This window comes from Amycolatopsis solani (assembly GCF_033441515.1).
In the GTDB taxonomy this organism is placed as follows: domain Bacteria; phylum Actinomycetota; class Actinomycetes; order Mycobacteriales; family Pseudonocardiaceae; genus Amycolatopsis; species Amycolatopsis solani.
Genome location: NZ_JAWQJT010000002.1, coordinates 843,743 through 861,261, shown reverse-complemented (window position 1 = coordinate 861,261; position 17,519 = coordinate 843,743). Strand labels below are relative to the sequence as shown.

The window sequence follows — 17,519 nt, the reverse complement described above, 5'->3', positions numbered from 1 at the left end:
GAAGAGTAGTGCAACCGCTCAGTCCCACTTCAGGGAGGACCGGTGCCGCCAGTAGGCGCCGGGGTCCTCGGCCAGCCCGGCCAGCGCGTCCCGGTCGGCCGCGCCCAGGTCCACGGCCGTGGCGCGCAGGTTCGCTTCCAGCTGAACCGGACTGGCCGGGCCGATCACCGCCGCGTCCACCCAGTCCTGGGCCAGCACCGCGGCGACGGCGACGGCGTCCGGGCCGATCCCGTGCGCCGACGCGATGTCACGAACGGCCTTCGGCGCCTCGACCGCGAGCCTGCCGTTGGCCAGGGTTTCCTTGACCAGCACGCGGTTCCCGGCCGCGTGCGCCGCTTCGAGCGCCCGGCCGGCGGAGGTCTCCAGGACGTTCCACGTCGACTGCACCGCCGAAAACACCGGCCGCCCGGCCACTTCCAGCGCGAACGCCCGCTCGATCGCGTCCGCCTGCCGCGGTCCCGACGTCGAGAACCCGACCGCCACGCCGTTCGCGGCGAGCTCCGCCAGTGCCTCGACCAACGGCTCGTCGGTGAACAGTGGACTGTCCACAGTGAGCGAATGGACCTGGTAGAGCCCGACCCGTTCACCCAGCAGCGTCAGGGTTTCCGCCCACTGCGCGGCGAACCGCGCCGCCGAGTGCTCCTTCACCTCGTGCACGTCGGCGTCGAGCCGCCACTCCCCGACGTAGGCGTAGCCCCACTTGCTCGAGACCTCCACGTCGGCGTGGCCGCGTTCGGCGAGCCAGCCGGCCAGGAACTCCTCCGAGCGCCCGTACGACCGGGCGACGTCGACGTGCCGGACCCCGGCCGCGTAGGCGTCGTCGAGCACCTCGAACGTCGCCGCGCGCATCGAGGCGACGTCCCGGACCGCCGGCAGCGCCCCGTCACGGCCCAGGTTGATGTACGCCGGCCTGCCCAGCGCCGCCAGGCCGAGCGCGACGCGGTTCACGCCGTCGCCTTGTGCCGCAGGATCGCCAGCCACTGGCCGGAGTTCTGCGCCTGGCGGTGGAGCTTCTCCAGCCGCGCGGCCGGGGCCCGGACGTAGCCTTTGCCGAAGACGGGCGCGATCTGGCGGAGGCTCGCGCCGCCTTCGCGGGCCGCGAGCAGCAGCCAGTCCGACGCGTCGGCGCAGGCGGCCGACGCGCGGCGGAACTCCCCGAGCAGGTCGATGAGCTCCTGGGCGCCCACCTCCCCCGCCTCGACGGCGGCGGCCGTCGTCTCGAGCCAGGCCAGGACGTCGGCTTCGGTGATCGGCGCACGGGGGCGGGTTTCTTCGCTCACGGCCCCGAAGTATAGGTCGTTATACGCCGGTATGGTGGGAGGTGAGCCATGACGACACGCACCGATTCCCAGCCCGACGTCGAGCAGCTGCTCGACGTCTTCAAGGCGCTCGCGAACCCGGTGCGCCTGCAGGTCCTGCGGTGGCTGCGCGAGCCGGAGGAGCACTTCCCCGTCGAGCGGGCCATCGCCGACCCGATCGAGGTCGGCGTGTGCGTGAGCCACATCCAGGAGAAGCTGGGCCTCGCCCAGTCGACCGTGTCGGCCTACATGGCCTCGCTCCAGCGTGCCGGCCTGGTCCGCGCGACGCGCGTCGGCAAGTGGACGCACTACAAGCGCGACGAAGCCCGGATCGCGGAGTTCGTCGCCGTGCTCGGCCACTCCCTCTGACCACTCCCCTCCCCCGCCCGCCGACCCCACTGGCGACTCATATCGTAACTCTGCGATACTTCGATTCATGGGTACGATCGAGAACACGCGGCTCGGCCGCTACGGGATCTGGACCTTCGACTTCGACGACCAGCCGGCCGGCCTGATCCGGGACTCCGTGCGGGAGCTGGAAGAACTCGGCTGGCCCGCGGTGTGGGTCCCGGAGACCCACGGCCGGGAAGCGCTGACGCACGCCGGGTTCCTGCTGTCGGTCACCGAGCGCCTCACCGTCGTCAACGGGATCGCGCAGATCTGGGCGCGCGAGCCGCGCCGAACCCAGGCCGCGGCGCGGCTGCTCGCCGAGGCCTACCCGGACCGCCACCTGCTCGGCCTCGGCTACGGCGCCGGCCAACCCGGCGCCCGCCCGCTGCAGGCGATGAGCGACTACCTCGACGCCATGGACGAGTCCCCCGCACCGGGTACGCGGCGCCTGCTGGCCGCGTACGGCCCGAAGATGCTGGCGCTGGCCCGTGACCGGTCGGCGGGCGCGCACACCTACCACGTGACCCCGGAGCACACGGCCCAGGCGCGGGAGATCCTCGGCGACGGCCCGTTCCTCGGCGTCGAGCACGCGGTGCTGTTCGAGACCGACGCGGCTCGCGCGCGGGAGATCGCCCGCGCCCACCTGCACACCTACCTCACTTCGCGGTTCAACGTCGCGAAGTTCCAGCGGCTCGGCTACACCGAAGCGGACATCGACGGCGGCCGCGGCAGCGACCGGCTCGTCGACGACCTCGTGTTCTGGGGCGACCTCGACACCGTCACCGGCAAGCTGCAGGCCCACCTCGACGCCGGCGCCGACCACGTCGGCGTCCAGGTGATCGGCGTCGAACCGGGCACTTCGGCCCTGCCGCACTGGCGACGGCTGGCCGACGCGCTGCTACCCGCGTAGGCCGAACCGCGCGGTGCAGTGCCACACGCGCTTGAGCAGCTGGGGATCGTGCCGTCCGGCGCGGACGGCCGCCCCGATGACGCGGGCGTCCAGCCACCCGTCTTCGGCGATCTCCGTCCCGGTCCGCACGACGTCCTCGCCCCGGTAGTCCGCGTGCTCGGCGAGGACGGCCACGGAGAGCCGGAACCCGTGGTGCCAGTGGACCGGGCCGGGGAACCCGGCGGCCGCGGCTTCGACGTCGGTGCCGCGGAACGCCGGATCCAGCACCAGCGCCGCGACGTCGTCCGGGACCAGCAGCAGGCCGTGGACGTGCGCCTCGACGTAGTCGTCGAGCTCGTCCGGCGCGTCCGCTTCGACGAGCGGCAGCAACGGCAGGTGCGCGGCCGTGCCGAAGTCGGCCGGCTCGCGGAAGCTGTCGGGGTAGCAGAACGTGACCCGCGGCAGCACTTCCCGCTTCAGGCGCAGGTGCGCCGAGCCGAACCGGACCGAGCCGCCGGCGGGACGGCGGCGGTGGTTCAGGGAGCCGTACTTCGGCCGCGCCGACGGCGGCAGTCCGTCGTAGACGCCGCCGAAGATGCGGTGCTCCCAGCGCCACCGGTCGCCGCCGGGGTGCGCGGTCAGGCCGCCGTTCCCGGTCCCCGTCTCGAACTGCGAGCGGTAGACGCCGTCGGTGCGCAGGTGCCGCAGCAGCGGGACGTCCCCCACCAGCCGGTCCGGGTGGAAGTGCACGGTGACGTCGAGGTCCTCGGGTAGCGGCGGCCCGCTCACCCGGTTCGCTACGTGCTGTACCGCCGCCTGCCAGCCCATGGGCCGCACCCTACCCCCGCGGTATAGGTCGTTATACACACAGTGACGTCGGAAAACCGCTGGCTTCCGGCGGCGTTTCCCGGCTTGACTGCGCCCATGCGACTGGCGGGTTTCGGGGTCACGGTGCGGTTCGCGCTGCTGGCCGTGGTCTGGGGTGCGAGTTTCCTGTTCATCAAGGTGGGGCTCGGGGGCCTCTCCCCGGCCCAGGTCGCGCTCGCCCGCGTCGCGCTGGGCGCGCTCGCGCTGGCGTCCGTGCTGGCGGTGCGGCGCCGCCCGCTCCCCCGCGACCCCGTGCTGTGGGGTCACCTCGCGGTCGTGTCGGTGCTGCTGTGCGTGGTGCCGTTCCTGTTGTTCTCGTGGGCGGAACAGTACATTTCGTCCGGTTTGGCCAGTATCTTCAACGCGACCACGCCGCTCATCACGATGCTGCTGGCGGCCGCGGCACTGCCCGAAGAGCGGTTCACGCCCCCGAAGGTCGCCGGGCTGCTGCTGGGCTTCCTCGGCGTGCTCACGATCGTCGGCGTGTGGCACGGCGTCGACGTCTCCCACCAGCTGACGGCGCAGCTCGCCTGCCTCGGCGCGACGACCTGCTACGGCGCCTGCTTCGTCTACCTGCGCCGGTTCGTCTCACCCCGCGGGACGGACCCGGTCGTCGTCGCGTTCGGGCAAACCGCCTGCGCGACGGTGCTCCTGGGCCTGCTCGCCCCGGTCATCGCCACCGCCCCGGTCCACCTGGACCTCGCCGTGGTCGCCAGCATGGTCGCGCTCGGCGTGTTAGGCACCGGCCTGGCCTACGTCTGGAACGTCCGCATCATCGCCGCCTGGGGCGCCGCCAACGCCTCGGCGGTCACCTACCTGACGCCGGTCGTCGGGGTGCTGCTCGGGGTGCTGGTGCTGGGCGAGCCGGTGAGCTGGAACCAGCCGGCCGGTGCGCTGCTCGTGGTGCTGGGCATCCTGGCCGCCCACGGACGGCTGAGGGCGCGCCGCGCCGCCGAGCCGGAACTGGTCCGCCGCTAGACACGCCGATGGGGCGGCCGCCGAAGCGCACCGCCCCATCGGTTTCGCGGTCCTACAGGTACTGACCGGTGTTCGTGGCGGTGTCGATCGCCCGCCCCGAGTCCTGGTTCTTGCCGGTGACGAGCGTGCGGATGTAGACGATCCGCTCGCCCTTCTTGCCGGAGATCCGGGCCCAGTCGTCCGGGTTGGTGGTGTTGGGCAGGTCCTCGTTCTCCGCGAACTCGTCGACGATCGCGTCGAGCAGGTGCTGCACGCGGAGACCCGGCTGCTTGGTCTCCAGCACCGACTTGATCGCCGACTTCTTCGCCCGGTCCACGATGTTCTGGATCATCGCGCCCGAGTTGAAGTCGCGGAAGTACAGGACTTCCTTGTCCCCGTTGGCGTAGGTCACCTCGAGGAACCGGTTCTCGTCGCTCTCCTCGTACATCCGCTCGACGGTGTGCTGGATCATCGCGTCGAACGTCGCCTTGGCGTCGCCGCCGAACTCGGCGAGGTCGTCGGCGTGGATCGGCAGGCCTTCGGCCAGGTACTTGGAGAAGATGTCCTTCGCGCCTTCGGCGTCCGGACGCTCGATCTTGATCTTGACGTCGAGCCGGCCCGGCCGCAGGATCGCCGGGTCGATCATGTCCTCGCGGTTGGAGGCGCCGATGACGATGACGTTCTCCAGGCCTTCGACACCGTCGATCTCCGACAGCAGCTGCGGCACGATCGTGGTCTCGACATCGGACGAAACGCCCGATCCACGGGTCCGGAAGATCGAGTCCATCTCGTCGAAGAACACGATCACCGGGGTGCCTTCGGAGGCCTTCTCCCGCGCCCGCTGGAAGATCAAGCGGATGTGCCGCTCGGTCTCGCCGACGAACTTGTTGAGCAGCTCGGGGCCCTTGATGTTCAGGAAGTAGGACTTCCCGTCCTCGTTGTCGCCCCGCGCCGCGGCCACCTTCTTGGCCAGCGAGTTCGCCACCGCCTTCGCGATGAGCGTCTTGCCGCAGCCCGGCGGGCCGTAGAGCAGGACGCCCTTCGGGGGCCGCAGCTGGTACTCCTGGTAGAGGTCCGCGTGCAGGAACGGCAGTTCCACCGCGTCCCGGATCTGCTCGATCTGCCGGGTGAGGCCGCCGATGTCCTCGTAGCGGACGTCCGGCACCTCCTCCAGCACCAGGTCCTCGACCTCCGCCTTCGGCACGCGCTCGTACGCGTAGCCGGCCTTGGAGTCGACCAGGAGCGAGTCGCCCGGCTTGAGCGGCTGCTCCGCCAGCAGATCGGAGAGCAGGACCACCCGCTCCTCGTCCGCGTGCCCGACCACCAGCGCACGCGGGCTGCCGCCCGCGACGTCCGGTGCGAGCACCTCGCGCAACGCGCACACCTCACCGGTGCGCTCGAACCCGCCGCCTTCGACCACGGTGAGCGCCTCGTTGAGCCGCAGCGCCTGGCCGCGCTGCAGCGACGAGATCTCGACCGCGGGCGAAACCGACACCCGCATCTTCCGGCCCGCGGTGAAGACGTCCACCGTGTTGTCCTCGTACGCCTCGACGAAGACGCCGTACCCGGACGGTGGCTGGGCCAGCCGGTCGACCTCTTCGCGGAGAGCGAGGAGCTGTCCTCGCGCTTCACGCAGCGTCTCGACCAGTTTGGTGTTGCGCTCGGTGAGCTGGCTCACCCTTTCCGAGGCCTCGGCGAGTCGTTGTTCGAGAACTCGGTTCTGCCGTGGCGAGTCCGTCAGTTTGCGGCGCAGCAGCGCCACTTCTTCCTCGAGAAAACGGATCTGCCGAGCCTGCTCGTCCGCCGTCGTCCCAGCTCCGGATGTTGCTGAAGGGTCGGCCTCCTCGCGCCGACCTCCGGGAAGGTCATGATGCATCGGGCACCTCCTCGGAGTGCTTTTCATTCCACGGTACCGGCGATCACCGACAAGAAAAGGCCTTTCCGGATCACAAGATCGGCGCGTCGCGGTTCGCCGGCCTTCCCCAGCACGGACATTCCCGCAGCGCAAGAGGCCATTTCGGTGCCGTGGCACGGGTGTGTCGCGGGTCCGACCGGGCCGGGGTGAAGCAAGCACGACGGAAGTACCCCGTACCGGTGGTGCCCAACCGGCGGGACAACGGGCAATTCCGGCCAGTTCCGCCCTAATCGCGCGGCGGGCGGGCCCGGTGGCTAGCATCGGGCCGACGTCGGCGCCGTTCGCCGGGTCTCTTCGAAGGACGCTAGGGGGCACCACTCATGACCTACCCGCCGCAGCAGCCGGGCGGCTACGGCCAGCAGCCCGGGGGCTACGGGCAGCAGCCCGGGGGCTACGGGCAGCAGCCCGGGCCCTACGGCCAGCCCCAGCAGGGCGGCTACCCCCAGAGCGGACCGCAGCAGCAGCCGGGCTACGGCGGCACCCAGCAGTTCGGCCAGCCCGACCCGTACGGCCAGCCCCAGCCGGGCGGTTACCCGCCCCAGACCGGCCCTCAGCCCCAGCAGGGCTACCCGCAGTACGGGCAGCAGGACCAGTGGGGCCAGCCCCAGCAGCCGGGCTACGGCGGCTACGACCAGTACGGGGGCGGCGGCTTCGGCGACGCGCCGCCGCCCAAGAAGAAGAAAACCGGCCTCATCATCGGCATCGCGGTCGGCGCGGTGGTCCTCGTCGGCGGCGGCGTGACCGCGATCGTGCTGGCGAACAAGGGCGACGACAACCCCACCGCCGCCCCGCCGGCCAGCAGCAGCTCGGCCGCGCCGACGTCGGCGCCGAAGACGTCCGCTTCGAAGCCCAAGACGTCCTCGCCGACCAGCCCGTCGACGAAGAGCACGAAGCCGGCGGGCGGCCCCGCCCCCAGCGGCCAGGCCAGCTCGAAGCAGCTCTTCGACACGACGATCGACGCCTACAACGCGGGCGACGAGAAGGCGCTGGGCGACGTCATCTGCCGCAGCGTCTACGAGGGCACCACCGGCGACATCCCGAAGGTCACGGTCAAGCTGACCGGCGAGCCGCAGGAGACCGGGGACAAGGCCACCGTGCGCTACTCCGCCACCGACGGCAGCAAGACCAAGGTCGGCACCATGTCGGCGCAGAAGGAAGCCGGCCTGTGGTGCCTGTCCAACGTGAAGGCGGACGGCTCGTGAGCCGCCGCCGGCGGTGAAGCGCGCGCTCGTCGCCGGGCTGGTCCTGCTCGGCGTGGCCGTCGCGGGCGTGGTGCTGGGCCTGCTGCTCGTGGCGCCCTCGGGCGCCCCGCCCGCCCCGACGGCCACGTCCCGGCCGCCCCGCCCGTCGGCGTCCCCCTCGCCCAGCGCGATGGACACCGCGGCGGTGGGCGTCCTCGCCCGGGCGATCGTCGAGGCGATCGCCCGGCACGACTCGGCGGCGTTCGGCAGGCTGACCTGCCGCCCGCAGAGCGCGGAGGCGCTCGCGGGGCTGCAGCGCACCTGGGACGCGGCCGGTCCGGTCACGGCCACCCTGGCCGAGCCCCCGGAGGTCCGCGGCGAGTCCGCGACCGCGAAGGTGCACGTCAAGGCGGCGGGCGGCACGAAGGACACGCCGTTCCCCCTGCACAAGGAGAACGGCCGCTGGTGCGTCCCGGGTTAGCCCTTGCCCTTCGCGGGGCGGCGTGACACGCGCGGGGACACCGTGCCGTCCGCCAGCCGCCGCGCGGTCAGCAGGAACGCCGTGTGCGCGACCATCCGGTGGTCCGGGCGGACGGCCAGGCCGACGACGTGCCACGGGCGCATCAGCGTCTCCCACGACTCGGGCTCGGTCCAGCACTGCTGCTCGCGCAGCGACTCCGTGACCCGCGAAAGCTGCGTCACGGTCGCGACGTAGACGGTCAGCACGCCGCCCGGCACCAGGTGCGCGGCCACGTTCGGCAGCTGCTCCCACGGCGCCAGCATGTCCAGCACGACCCGGTCGACCTCGCCCTCGTGCGAGGCCAGGTCGGCCACCGTGAGCGTCCAGTTGGCCGGCTTCTCGCCGAAGAACTTCACGACGTTGTGCTCGGCGTGCACCGCGTGGTCGTCGCGGATCTCGTAGGACTGCACGGTGCCGGCCGGGCCGACCGCGCGCAGCAGCGAGCACGTCAGCGCGCCCGAACCGGCGCCGGCCTCGAGGACGCGCGCGCCCGGGAAGATGTCGCCCCACATCACGATCTGGGCGGCGTCCTTCGGGTAGATCACCTGCGCGCCGCGCGGCATCGACAGCACGTAGTCCGGCAGGAGGGGCCGCAGCGCGAGGTAGGTGGACCCGCCGGCGGACGTCACGACCGATCCCTCGGGGCGGCCGATCAGGTCGTCGTGGGCGAGGCCGCCGCGGTGCGTGTGGTACTCACCGCCGTCGGCCAGCGTCAGGGTGTAGTGGCGCCCCTTCGAGTCGGTCAACTGCACCCGATCACCCGCGCGAAACGGTCCGCTGACCGACAACACTTCCTCCTGTACCCCGAATGGCCGACGACAGATCTTCGCAGGCCGTCCGTGCCGCGGCCTCAGCGGGTACGGCGGTTCAGCGCGGCCCGCAGGTCGTCCCGGCGCAGCACGCCGGCCGGGCGCCCTTCGTCGTCGACGACGAGGAACTGCCACGCGGCCGTCTCGCGGACCCGCTCGACGACGTCCTCCCCCGGCTCCGACGCCAGGAGCACCGTCTCGGCCCGGATCGGCTCGGCCGCCAGTTCGGCGGGCGCGTGCGGCGACGAGCCCGCGAGCCGCTCGGCCGCGCCTTCGTCGAGCAGCCCGGCGGCGACACCGTCGGCACGGACCAGCACCACGCCCCGGCCCGCCGACGCGGCCAGCGCGTCCGACACCGGGCTTTCCGCGGGCAGCTGCAGCACCGGCCGCACCAGCTCGCCGAGCACCAGCCCCTCCGGCCACGTCCGGCGCGCTTCGGCGGCCAGCTCCGAGCGCGCGCCGAGGATCACGAACCACGCCGTGACGACGCAGACGCCGAGCCGCAGCCAGCGGTCCGGGCTCGCGGTGGCCAGGCCCCACAGCGCCCAGACGAGCAGCCCGGCGGCCACCACCGCCCCGCCGGCGACCGCGGCGCGCGTGCCCTTCGAGCGGATGCCGGTGGCCGCCCAGACCCCGGCGCGGACCAGCCTGCCACCGTCGAGGGGCAGCCCGGGCAGCAGGTTGAACACACCGACGGCGAGGTTCGCCACCGCGCACTCGGCGACCAGGAGCCAGACGGCACCGTCCGGTGGCACGGCGAACATCAGCAGGCCGCAGAACCCGCCGAGCAGCAGCGACACCGCGGGCCCGGCCGCGGCGACCAGCCCTTCCTGGCCGGGCCGCTTCGGCGTGCGGGCCACTTCGGACAGGCCGCCGAGGAGGAACAGGCGCAACCGCCGCACGGGGATCCCGAGCCGCAGCGCGACCAGGCAGTGCCCGAGTTCGTGCGCCAGCACGGAGAGCCCCAGCAGCAGCGCGAAGGCACCGGCCAGCAGCCACGACGTCACCGTCGATGCGTCCGGCAGCAGCCGCCCGACGAGCGGCGCGTAGAGCACGACGACGATCAGCGAGCCGATCCACCAGGACGGCGCCAGCAGCACGGGAACGCCGGCGACCCGGAACAGCACGAGACCGCCGTCCGGGCGGACGGCCTGCCGGGCACCACCGGTGCCCTGCTCACTGGTCGCGGCCATGACGGAGAGCCTAGAGCCCCCGGTGTGGGGAGCGGGTGATCCGGGCCGGGTGGTGTCGCGCACCCGTACGGCGGCGCCCGCCGGGCCGTCCGGCGGCTGGCAGCCCCACCTCGGAAGTCGGCAGCCCGGGTCTCGGACGTCGGCAGCTCCGGCCTCGGAGGCCGGAAGCCCCGGCCACGGAGCCCGGCAGCCCCAGCCCGGAAGCTGGCAGCCCCAGCCTCGGAAGTCGGCAGCCCAGCCTCGGTGGCCGGAAGCCCAGCCTCGGAGGTCGGCAGCCCCGGCCTCGGAGGTCGGCAGCCCCGGCCTCGGAGGTCGCGAATGACTCATTCGGGACCTCCGGGGTCCCGAATGAGTCATTCGCGACCTTGCCCGCGGTGGTGCGGGCGACCGTCCGGAGCGGCGTGCCGGGCGGTCGCGGCGCCGGTCTCCAGGCCAGCTCCCACGCAGCCGCGCCGGCGCCGGGCGAGCCTCCGCACTGCGGCGCCGGTCTCCAGGCCGACCCCCGCGCTGCGGCGCCGGGCCGGGCCGCTCGCTTTGCCGGAGCGCCGGCGGCGCCCAGCGGCGCGCTTGGCCGGAGCGCCGGCGTCGCCCGGCGGCGCCCGGGCCGGCGCCGGGCGGCGCGCCGGCCGTCGCCGGGCCAGGCCGGGGTGACGGGCCGCTCGCCAGGCCGCCGCCCAGCCGCCCGCAGCGAACGACGTGAATGACTCATTCCTGTCGCCGGACGTAGTGAATGACTCATTCCTGTCGCACGGGCCAGGCGGAAAGCGCCCCGCCACCACCTCGGGACCGCCCACGGGCGTTGCGGTCGCCGGAACTGTCGTACCCCGGCGTTACGCTCTGCCCATGCCCGACGCCGACACCGTCACCACGGAACCCCCAGCCTCCGCCGTCGCCACGCAGGTGCGGCGGCGGCCCGCGTTGTCGCCGTCACGGGCCAGTGACTTCAAGCAGTGCCCGTTGCTCTACCGGTTCCGGGCGGTCGACCGGCTGCCCGAGGTGCCCACGAAGGCGCAGCTGCGCGGCACGCTCGTCCACTCGGTGCTGGAGCGGCTGTTCGCGCTGCCCGCCGCCGAGCGCGTGCCCGCGCAGGCGCGGGAGCTGCTGGGCCCGGCGTGGACCGACCTGTCCGCGGACCGTCCGGAGTGGACCGAGCTGTTCGACGGCGAAAAGCCCGACGAGCACGCGGACTGGCTGCGCTCGGCCGAAAAGCTGCTGGACGCCTACTTCGAACTCGAGGACCCGCGGCGGCTGGAGCCGGAGGCGTGCGAGCTGCACGTCGAGATCGAGCTCGGCTCCGGCGTGCTGCTCCGCGGGTACATCGACCGCCTCGACGTCGCGCCGACCGGGGAGATCCGGGTCGTCGACTACAAGACCGGTGCCGCGCCGCGGGAAATCGGCGAGGCCAAGGCGATGTTCCAGATGAAGTTCTACGCCGTGGTGCTGTGGCGGCTGCGCGGGATCGTGCCGCGCCAGCTGAAGCTGATGTACCTCACCGACGGCCAGTCCCTCGCCTACACCCCCGACGAAGCCGAGCTGCTGCGCTTCGAGCGCACCCTCGAAGCCATCTGGCAGGCCATCCTCAAGGCCGGCAAGACCGGCGACTTCCGCGCCAACAAGAGCAAGCTGTGCAACTGGTGCGACCACCAGGCGCACTGCCCCGAGTACGGCGGCACGCCGCCCGCATACCCCGGCTGGCCGGAGCCCGACGCGGGTGACGAGACGCCGCTGGACCGGGCCGACTGATGGCCGACGCGTTCTACGTCCCGCTCGGCGAAGGCCGGTTCTCCGCGACCGCGCACACCGCGGGCCCGTGGTCCTCGGAGTCGCAGCACTTCGGGCCGCCGTCGGCGTTGCTGGTGCGGGCCCTCGAATCCGTCGAACCCGCCCACCCGGCCGAGCTGGCCAGGGTCACCGTCGAAATCCTCGGACCGGCCCCGGTCGCCGAGCTCACCGTGCGGGCCGGGGTGGAGCGCCCCGGCCGGTCGGTCGAGCTGCTGCGGGCCGAGCTGGCGAGCGCGGAGCGGGTCGTGGCCCGCGCGTCGGCGTGGCGGGTCGCGACCTCCGACACCGCCGAGATCGCCACCGACGGCGGGCCGATGCTGCCGGCGCCGGACAGCGTCACCGAGTCGCCGTGGCCGGAAGGCTGGCAGAGCGGCTACCTCGACGCGATGGAGTGGCGTGCGGTCCGCGGCGGCATGGACGTGCCCGGCCCGGCCGCGGTCTGGGCCCGGCAGCGCGTCCCGCTGGTCGACGGCGAGGAGCCGAGCGGGCTGCAGCGCCTGTTCGCCGTGGCCGACTCCGGCAACGGCGTGTCCAACTTCCTCGACCCGCGGCAGTGGTGGTTCATCAACTCCGAGCTGACCGTGCACCTGCGGCGGGTGCCCTCGGGCGAGTGGATCGGCCTGGACGCGGTCACGCTGGTCGGGCGGCACGGCACCGGCACGGCGACGAGCATCCTGCACGACGCGAGCGGCCCGCTCGCCACCGGCGCGCAGGCGCTGATGGTCCGGCCGCGACAGGCCGGGGGCGGATAGCCACCCACAATCGGCCCGGATCCAATAACCTTCGCGGAACGACCGACTTGAGGAGCGCTCCGGCATGCAGATCACCTCGGTGGTCAACCAGAAAGGCGGGGTCGGCAAGACCTCTCTGAGCGTCGGCACCGCGGCCGCGCTGGCCGAGCGGGGCCGGCGGGTGCTGCTTATCGACCTCGACCCGCAGGGCCATGCGACGACCGAGATGCTCGGCCTGTCCGAGGTCCGCGGGGACGCGCCGACCCTGGCGAAGGCGCTGGCCAAGACGTGGAAGGGCCCGGTCGAGGAGCTCGTCGTCCCGCACCCGCGCAGCAACCTCGGCCGCGGCGGCGCGCTCGACGTCGTGCCGACGTCACCGGGGATGTTCGACCTGATCCGGCGGCTCGACTCGTTCCGCGTACCCGGCTGGCAGCTCGCGCGGGTCATCCAGTTCGCCAACTACGACCACTGCGTCATCGACTGCCCGCCGGCGCTCGACGTGCTGACGAACAACGCGCTGGCGGCGTCGCACGGCATCCTGGTGCCGGTGCAGCCGGACAAGACGAGCATCCGCGCGCTGCGGCTGCTGGCCGACCAGGTCCGGTACGTCGAGCAGACCGTGGGGCGGCAGCCGCTGTCGTGGTTCGGGCTGGTGCCGAGCCTGTACCGGCGGCCGATCTCGCACTACGCGGCCGCGGCGCTGCAGGAGATGTACGAGTTCGGCATCCCCATGCTGTCGCACCTGCCGCTCGGCGTGGTGATGAACGAAGCGGCCGCGCACGGCGTCCCGGTGACGACCTACGCCCCGGAGACGTTGCAGGCGCTGTCGTTCCGCGAGATCGCGGGCACCCTCGACGGCTACCTGGAGCAGAACCAGGCCCCGGCCGTCGTGCCCGCCGACGAGGAGTTCGTCTTCGAGGACTTCATCTCCGAGGTCGCGGTAGCGCGCAACGTCAACGACAACGGCGTCCGCAAGGGCCTCTACGACCTGCTGCCGAAGAAGCCCAACCGGCCGCGCTCGTGAGTGTTTAGGCGGGTTCTAACCCGCCTAAACACTCACGAGGTCAGAGGCGGCAGGAGCGGATGTCGGACGCCAGGATCGCCTTGGCGCCCACCTCGGCCAGCTCGTCCATGACGCGGTTGACGTCCTTGCGCGACACCATCGCGCGCACGGCGACCCAGTCTTCGTCGGCCAGCGGGGCCACCGTCGGCGACTCGAGACCCGGCGTGATGGCGATCGCCCGCTCGACGAGCGTGCGCGGGCAGTCGTAGTCCAGCATCAGGTACTGCTGCGCGAACACGACCCCGCGCAGCCGCGCCGCGAGCTGCGACTTGGCCCGGCTCTCCCCGGTACCCGCACGTTGCAGCAGCACCGCTTCGGAGACGCAGATCGGGTCGCCGAAGGCCACCAGGTTGTTCTGGCGCAACGAACGCCCGGACTCGACGACGTCGGCGATCGCGTCCGCGACGCCGAGCTGGATCGAGATCTCCACCGCGCCGTCGAGGCGGATCACGTCGGCCTCGACGCCGTGGCGGGCGAGGTCGTCGCGGACCAGCCGCGGGTACGACGTCGCGAGCCGCTTGCCGTGCAGGTCCGCCGGCTTCCAGTCCTGGCCGGCCGGGGCGGCGTAGCGGAACGTCGAACCGCCGAAACCGAGCGCCTGGATCTCCTCGACCGGGGCGCCGGAGTCGAGCGCGAGGTCGCGGCCGGTGATGCCGAGGTCGAGATCGCCGGAGCCGACGTAGATCGCGATGTCCTTGGGCCGCAGGAAGAAGAACTCGACCTCGTTCACCGGGTCGAGCACGGTCAGGTCGCGCTGCTCATGCCGCTTGCGGTAGCCCGCTTCGCCGAGCATCTCCGTCGCCGCGGCGGCGAGGGCTCCCTTGTTCGGCACGGCAACACGCAGCATTTCGCTTCTCTCCTCGTGATTCGAGCGACCCGGTCACAGGTAGCGGTAGACGTCCTCGGTCGACAGACCGCGGCCGAGCATCAGCACCTGCACCCGGTACAGCAGCTGGGAGATCTCCTCGGCGAGGCGGTCGTCGGACTCGTGCTCGGCGGCGATCCACACCTCGCCGGCTTCCTCGAGCACTTTCTTGCCCTGGGCGTGCACCCCGGCGTCCAGGGCGACGACGGTGCCGGACCCGTCGGGACGGGTACGCGCGCGCTCGGCAAGCTCCGCGAACAGCTCATCGAAGGTCTTCACGATCTGCAGATCCTTCCACCCCGGCCCCGCGCGCGCCGCCCCGCCCCGCCGCGGGTGCAGCCCATCTCACACGAGAGTGGACGCCGCCTCCCAAGAGCTGGGATCAGAACAACGCGCCCCGCTCGAAGTCGAGCAGGTACCGCTTGCACTCCAGGCCACCGCCGTAGCCGGTGAGGGAACCGGTCGAGCCGACCACCCGGTGGCACGGGACGATGATCCCGATCGGGTTCTTGCCGTTCGCCAGCCCGACCGCGCGGGACGCAAGGGGGTTGCCGAGCCGGTCGGCCAGCTCGCCGTAGGAGATCGTCGTGCCGTACGGGATCTCGCGCAGCCGGGCCCAGACCGACCGCTGGAACGGCGTGCCGGCGAAGGCGAGCGGCAGCTCGAACCGTTCGCGCTGACCGGCGAAGTACTCCTTCAGCTCGGTTTCGGCGCGGGCGAAGATGTCCGCGCCGGGGTCGGCCGGGCCGAACGTCAGCTCGTCCGGGCGGTGGCGCTGCCGGACCATGTACAGGCCGCAGAGCGCGTCGTCCTCGGCGACCAGCGTCAGCGGGCCGCACGGACTGTCGATGACCGAGTGGGAACGCATGGGACCTCCTAGGCGGCGGGCATCCGGTTGATCGCGTGGTCACCGGTGGCCCACAGGTGCTGGGTGGCGTAGGCGCGCCAGGGGCGCCACGCCGCGGACCGGGCGACGACGGCGGCCTGGCCACCGAGGCCCAGGGTCTCCGCCGCGTACTTGATCCCGAGATCGGTGGGCAGGAAGGCGTCCGGGTCGCCCAGCGCCCGCATCGCGATGCTCTCGACCGTCCACGGCCCGAAGCCCGGCAACGCGGTCAGCGCCGCCCGGGTCGCGTCCCAGTCGCTGCCCGCGCCGAGGTCGAGGCCGTCGGTCAGCGCCGCGACCAGTGCGAGCAGCGTGCGGCGGCGGCTGCGCGGCATGGCCAGCGTCTCCGGATCCAGCGAGGACAGTGCTTCCGGCGAAGGGAACAGGTGGGTCAGGCCGCCTTCGGGGTCCTCGACCGGCTCGCCGTGCGCGACGACCAGCCGGGCCGCGTGGGTGCGGGCCGCCGCCGTCGAGACCTGCTGGCCCAGCACGGCCCGGACGGCGAACTCGGCGCCGTCGACCGTGCGCGGGACCCGGCGCCCCGGCGCGGCCGCGACCAGGGGCGCGAGCAGCGGGTCGGTGGCGAGCTGGTCGTCGACGGCGACCGGGTCGGCGTCGAGGTCCAGGAGGCGGCGGCACCGGCTGGTCGCCGCGGGCAGGTCCCGCAGGTCGGCCAGGCTGAGGCGGCAGGCGATGTGGCCGTCCTCCGGCCGCAGCGCCACGACGCCGGGGCCGTGCGGCAGCCGCAGCGTCCGGCGGTAGGCGCCGTCCCGCCACTCCTCCACGCCCGGGACGCCGGTCGCCACGAGGTGCCCGAACAGGTTGTCGGGGCACAGCGGCTTCCGGTACGGCAGCCGCAGCACGAGCGCCCCGGCGGCGGCCGGCTTGACCTTCGCGCGCTGCCGCAGTTCGGTCGGCGAGAGGGCGAACACCTCGCGCACGGTGTCGTTGAACGTCCGGATGCTGCCGAACCCGGCGGCCTGCGCCAGCTCGGTCATCGGCAGCGCGGTCGTCTCGATGAGGATCCGCGCGGTCTGCGCGCGCTGGGCCCGCGCCAGCGCCAGCGGGCCGGCGCCGAGCTCGGCGAACACCTGGCGCTCGACCTGCCGGACGCTGTAGCCGAGCCGCGCGGCAAGCCCGCGGACGCCTTCGGTGTCCACGACGCCGTCGGCGATCAGCCGCATCGCCCGCGCGACCAGGTCGGCGCGCTCGTTCCACAGCGGCGAGCCCGGGCTGGCGTCGGGGCGGCAGCGCTTGCAGGCGCGAAAGCCGGCCTGCTGCGCGGCCGCCGCGCTCGGGTAGAAGCTCATGTTCGGCCGCTTCGGCGGCACGACCGGGCAGCTGGGCCGGCAGTAGATCCGGGTCGTCAGCACCGCGCAGTAGAACCACCCGTCGAACCGGGCGTCCTTCGCCTGCACGATGCGTACGCACCGTTCGAAATCCTCATGCACCGCTTCAGCATCGCGGACCGGGAGCACCCGGGCTAGCGGAAAAGCGACATGGGCGTTCAGCCCAGCAGAGCCGCCAGCGCCGCCACGTCGACGCCCACGAGCGTGTCGCGGAAGACGCGCCGCTCCCCCGCCTCGACCGGAACGTCGTTCGGGATGACCAGGACCGTGCAGCCCGCCGCGACCGCGGACGCCGTGCCCGGCGGGGAGTCCTCGACGGCGACGCACGCCGCCGGGTCGACGCCGAGCAGCTCCACGGCCTTCAGGTACGGGCGCGGGTGCGGCTTGTTGCAGCCGTCGACCTCGTCGCCGCACACCGTGACGTCGAAGAAGTCGCGGCCGATCGTGTTGAGCGCCAGCTCGGTCAAGTCGCGCTCGGTCGAGGTGACCAGCGCCGACCGCAACCCGGCCGCGCGCACCGCGGCCAGTGCTTCGCGGGCACCCGGGCGCCACGGCAGCGCGTCGTCGAACAGCCCGGCCGTGCGGCGGCGGATCTGGTCGCCGGTGGCCGCGACCGCCTCCGGGGTCACGGCACGGCCGACGACCTCGAGCAGGTACCGGGCGGTGTCGTCCATGTTGGACCCGACGAGCGTCATCCGCTGTTCCTCGGAGAGCTTGCCGCCCAAGGCTTCCGCCGTCTCGTAGAGTGCGACGTCCCACAGCTTCTCGGAATCGACCAGAGTGCCGTCCATGTCCCACAGCACGGCCGCGATTCCGTCCACAGT

General features: G+C 72.8%; 19 protein-coding genes. 8 read left to right on the top strand and 11 right to left on the bottom strand.

Annotated features, from left to right (window positions below):
- Positions 1–18: 18 nt before the first annotated feature.
- Both SD460_RS24595 and SD460_RS24590 read right to left on the bottom strand, forming a co-directional pair.
- Positions 19–948: an aldo/keto reductase gene (locus tag SD460_RS24595; RefSeq protein ID WP_318306791.1), complete on the bottom strand. Its 930-nt coding sequence runs from the start codon at positions 946–948 to the stop codon at positions 19–21.
- Positions 945–1,280, bottom strand: coding sequence for a hypothetical protein (locus tag SD460_RS24590; protein ID WP_318306790.1), 336 nt, complete (start codon positions 1,278–1,280; stop codon positions 945–947). The genes SD460_RS24595 and SD460_RS24590 overlap by 4 nt, the downstream gene beginning before the upstream one ends.
- A gap of 48 nt (positions 1,281–1,328) precedes the next feature.
- Here SD460_RS24590 and SD460_RS24585 point away from each other — a divergent pair, with 48 nt between their 5' ends.
- Together SD460_RS24585 and SD460_RS24580 are read left to right on the top strand one after the other, a co-directional pair.
- A complete protein-coding gene (locus SD460_RS24585; RefSeq protein WP_318306789.1) occupies positions 1,329–1,667 on the top strand; it encodes an ArsR/SmtB family transcription factor in 339 nt (112 codons plus the stop codon).
- 67 nt (positions 1,668–1,734) lie between these two features.
- Positions 1,735–2,598, top strand: a complete 864-nt coding sequence (locus SD460_RS24580) for a TIGR03620 family F420-dependent LLM class oxidoreductase (protein WP_318306788.1) — start codon at positions 1,735–1,737, stop codon at positions 2,596–2,598.
- On the opposite strand, the gene SD460_RS24575 is transcribed toward SD460_RS24580, so the two are convergent.
- The gene (locus SD460_RS24575; RefSeq protein ID WP_290059146.1) at positions 2,587–3,405 is read right to left on the bottom strand and encodes a DUF3626 domain-containing protein; all 819 of its coding nucleotides are present in this window, start codon (positions 3,403–3,405) and stop codon (positions 2,587–2,589) included. The two genes, SD460_RS24580 and SD460_RS24575, sit on opposite strands and share 12 nt — an antisense overlap.
- 96 nt (positions 3,406–3,501) lie before the next feature.
- On the opposite strand from SD460_RS24575, the gene SD460_RS24570 reads away from it, so the two are divergent.
- Positions 3,502–4,422, top strand: coding sequence for a DMT family transporter (locus SD460_RS24570; protein WP_290059147.1), 921 nt, complete (start codon positions 3,502–3,504; stop codon positions 4,420–4,422).
- 52 nt (positions 4,423–4,474) lie between these two features.
- Here the strand turns inward: SD460_RS24570 and arc are convergent, their stop codons facing one another.
- Positions 4,475–6,277, bottom strand: coding sequence for a proteasome ATPase (arc, locus tag SD460_RS24565; protein ID WP_290059148.1), 1,803 nt, complete (start codon positions 6,275–6,277; stop codon positions 4,475–4,477).
- A gap of 359 nt (positions 6,278–6,636) precedes the next feature.
- Between arc and SD460_RS24560 the strand changes: the two genes are divergently transcribed.
- Positions 6,637–7,518, top strand: a complete 882-nt coding sequence (locus SD460_RS24560) for a hypothetical protein (RefSeq protein WP_290059149.1) — start codon at positions 6,637–6,639, stop codon at positions 7,516–7,518.
- Between the two features lie 13 nt (positions 7,519–7,531).
- Entirely contained in the window at positions 7,532–7,978 is a 447-nt protein-coding gene (locus SD460_RS24555) for a hypothetical protein (protein WP_318306787.1), read from the top strand.
- Here the strand turns inward: SD460_RS24555 and SD460_RS24550 are convergent.
- Positions 7,975–8,805, bottom strand: coding sequence for a tRNA (adenine-N1)-methyltransferase (locus tag SD460_RS24550; protein WP_290063039.1), 831 nt, complete (start codon positions 8,803–8,805; stop codon positions 7,975–7,977). The two genes, SD460_RS24555 and SD460_RS24550, sit on opposite strands and share 4 nt — an antisense overlap.
- Positions 8,806–8,867: 62 nt before the next feature.
- Positions 8,868–10,019, bottom strand: a complete 1,152-nt coding sequence (locus SD460_RS24545) for a M50 family metallopeptidase (protein WP_290063041.1) — start codon at positions 10,017–10,019, stop codon at positions 8,868–8,870.
- 843 nt (positions 10,020–10,862) lie between these two features.
- On the opposite strand from SD460_RS24545, the gene SD460_RS24540 reads away from it, so the two are divergent.
- From SD460_RS24540 to SD460_RS24530, 3 genes are all read left to right on the top strand, one after another.
- Complete coding sequence (locus tag SD460_RS24540; RefSeq protein WP_290062646.1) at positions 10,863–11,762, top strand: RecB family exonuclease; 900 nt, start codon at positions 10,863–10,865, stop codon at positions 11,760–11,762.
- Positions 11,762–12,553, top strand: a complete 792-nt coding sequence (locus SD460_RS24535) for a thioesterase family protein (RefSeq protein ID WP_290062645.1) — start codon at positions 11,762–11,764, stop codon at positions 12,551–12,553. The genes SD460_RS24540 and SD460_RS24535 overlap by 1 nt, the downstream gene beginning before the upstream one ends.
- Positions 12,554–12,617: 64 nt before the next feature.
- Complete coding sequence (locus SD460_RS24530; RefSeq protein WP_290062644.1) at positions 12,618–13,556, top strand: ParA family protein; 939 nt, start codon at positions 12,618–12,620, stop codon at positions 13,554–13,556.
- A gap of 40 nt (positions 13,557–13,596) precedes the next feature.
- Here the strand turns inward: SD460_RS24530 and hisG are convergent, their stop codons facing one another.
- The 5 genes from hisG to SD460_RS24505 form a co-directional block, all read right to left on the bottom strand.
- Positions 13,597–14,442 carry an ATP phosphoribosyltransferase gene (hisG, locus tag SD460_RS24525; RefSeq protein ID WP_290062643.1) on the bottom strand — a complete coding sequence of 282 codons (846 nt, stop codon included), beginning with the start codon at positions 14,440–14,442 and terminating at the stop codon, positions 13,597–13,599.
- A 33-nt stretch (positions 14,443–14,475) separates the two neighbouring features.
- Positions 14,476–14,739: a phosphoribosyl-ATP diphosphatase gene (locus tag SD460_RS24520; RefSeq protein WP_086681128.1), complete on the bottom strand. Its 264-nt coding sequence runs from the start codon at positions 14,737–14,739 to the stop codon at positions 14,476–14,478.
- Positions 14,740–14,842: 103 nt separating this feature from the next.
- Positions 14,843–15,328: a methylated-DNA--[protein]-cysteine S-methyltransferase gene (locus SD460_RS24515; protein WP_290062642.1), complete on the bottom strand. Its 486-nt coding sequence runs from the start codon at positions 15,326–15,328 to the stop codon at positions 14,843–14,845.
- 8 nt (positions 15,329–15,336) lie between these two features.
- The gene (locus tag SD460_RS24510; RefSeq protein ID WP_318306786.1) at positions 15,337–16,797 is read right to left on the bottom strand and encodes an AlkA N-terminal domain-containing protein; all 1,461 of its coding nucleotides are present in this window, start codon (positions 16,795–16,797) and stop codon (positions 15,337–15,339) included.
- Positions 16,798–16,853: 56 nt separating this feature from the next.
- On the bottom strand, positions 16,854–17,516 hold the full coding sequence (locus SD460_RS24505; RefSeq protein WP_290058941.1) for an HAD family hydrolase: 663 nt from the start codon (positions 17,514–17,516) through the stop codon (positions 16,854–16,856).
- Between the last annotated feature and the right edge of the window lie 3 nt (positions 17,517–17,519).

Excerpts from the sequence above, each read along its gene's own strand:
- SD460_RS24585 (WP_318306789.1), top strand. The coding sequence starts at position 1,329 with ATGACGACACGCACCGATTCCCAGCCCGACGTCGAGCAGCTGCTCGAC.
- SD460_RS24580 (WP_318306788.1), top strand. The coding sequence starts at position 1,735 with ATGGGTACGATCGAGAACACGCGGCTCGGCCGCTACGGGATCTGGACC.
- SD460_RS24575 (WP_290059146.1), bottom strand. The coding sequence starts at position 3,405 with ATGGGCTGGCAGGCGGCGGTACAGCACGTAGCGAACCGGGTGAGCGGG.
- SD460_RS24570 (WP_290059147.1), top strand. The coding sequence starts at position 3,502 with ATGCGACTGGCGGGTTTCGGGGTCACGGTGCGGTTCGCGCTGCTGGCC.
- arc (WP_290059148.1), bottom strand. The coding sequence starts at position 6,277 with ATGCATCATGACCTTCCCGGAGGTCGGCGCGAGGAGGCCGACCCTTCA.
- SD460_RS24560 (WP_290059149.1), top strand. The coding sequence starts at position 6,637 with ATGACCTACCCGCCGCAGCAGCCGGGCGGCTACGGCCAGCAGCCCGGG.
- SD460_RS24545 (WP_290063041.1), bottom strand. The coding sequence starts at position 10,019 with ATGGCCGCGACCAGTGAGCAGGGCACCGGTGGTGCCCGGCAGGCCGTC.
- SD460_RS24540 (WP_290062646.1), top strand. The coding sequence starts at position 10,863 with ATGCCCGACGCCGACACCGTCACCACGGAACCCCCAGCCTCCGCCGTC.
- SD460_RS24535 (WP_290062645.1), top strand. The coding sequence starts at position 11,762 with ATGGCCGACGCGTTCTACGTCCCGCTCGGCGAAGGCCGGTTCTCCGCG.
- SD460_RS24530 (WP_290062644.1), top strand. The coding sequence starts at position 12,618 with ATGCAGATCACCTCGGTGGTCAACCAGAAAGGCGGGGTCGGCAAGACC.
- hisG (WP_290062643.1), bottom strand. The coding sequence starts at position 14,442 with ATGCTGCGTGTTGCCGTGCCGAACAAGGGAGCCCTCGCCGCCGCGGCG.
- SD460_RS24515 (WP_290062642.1), bottom strand. The coding sequence starts at position 15,328 with ATGCGTTCCCACTCGGTCATCGACAGTCCGTGCGGCCCGCTGACGCTG.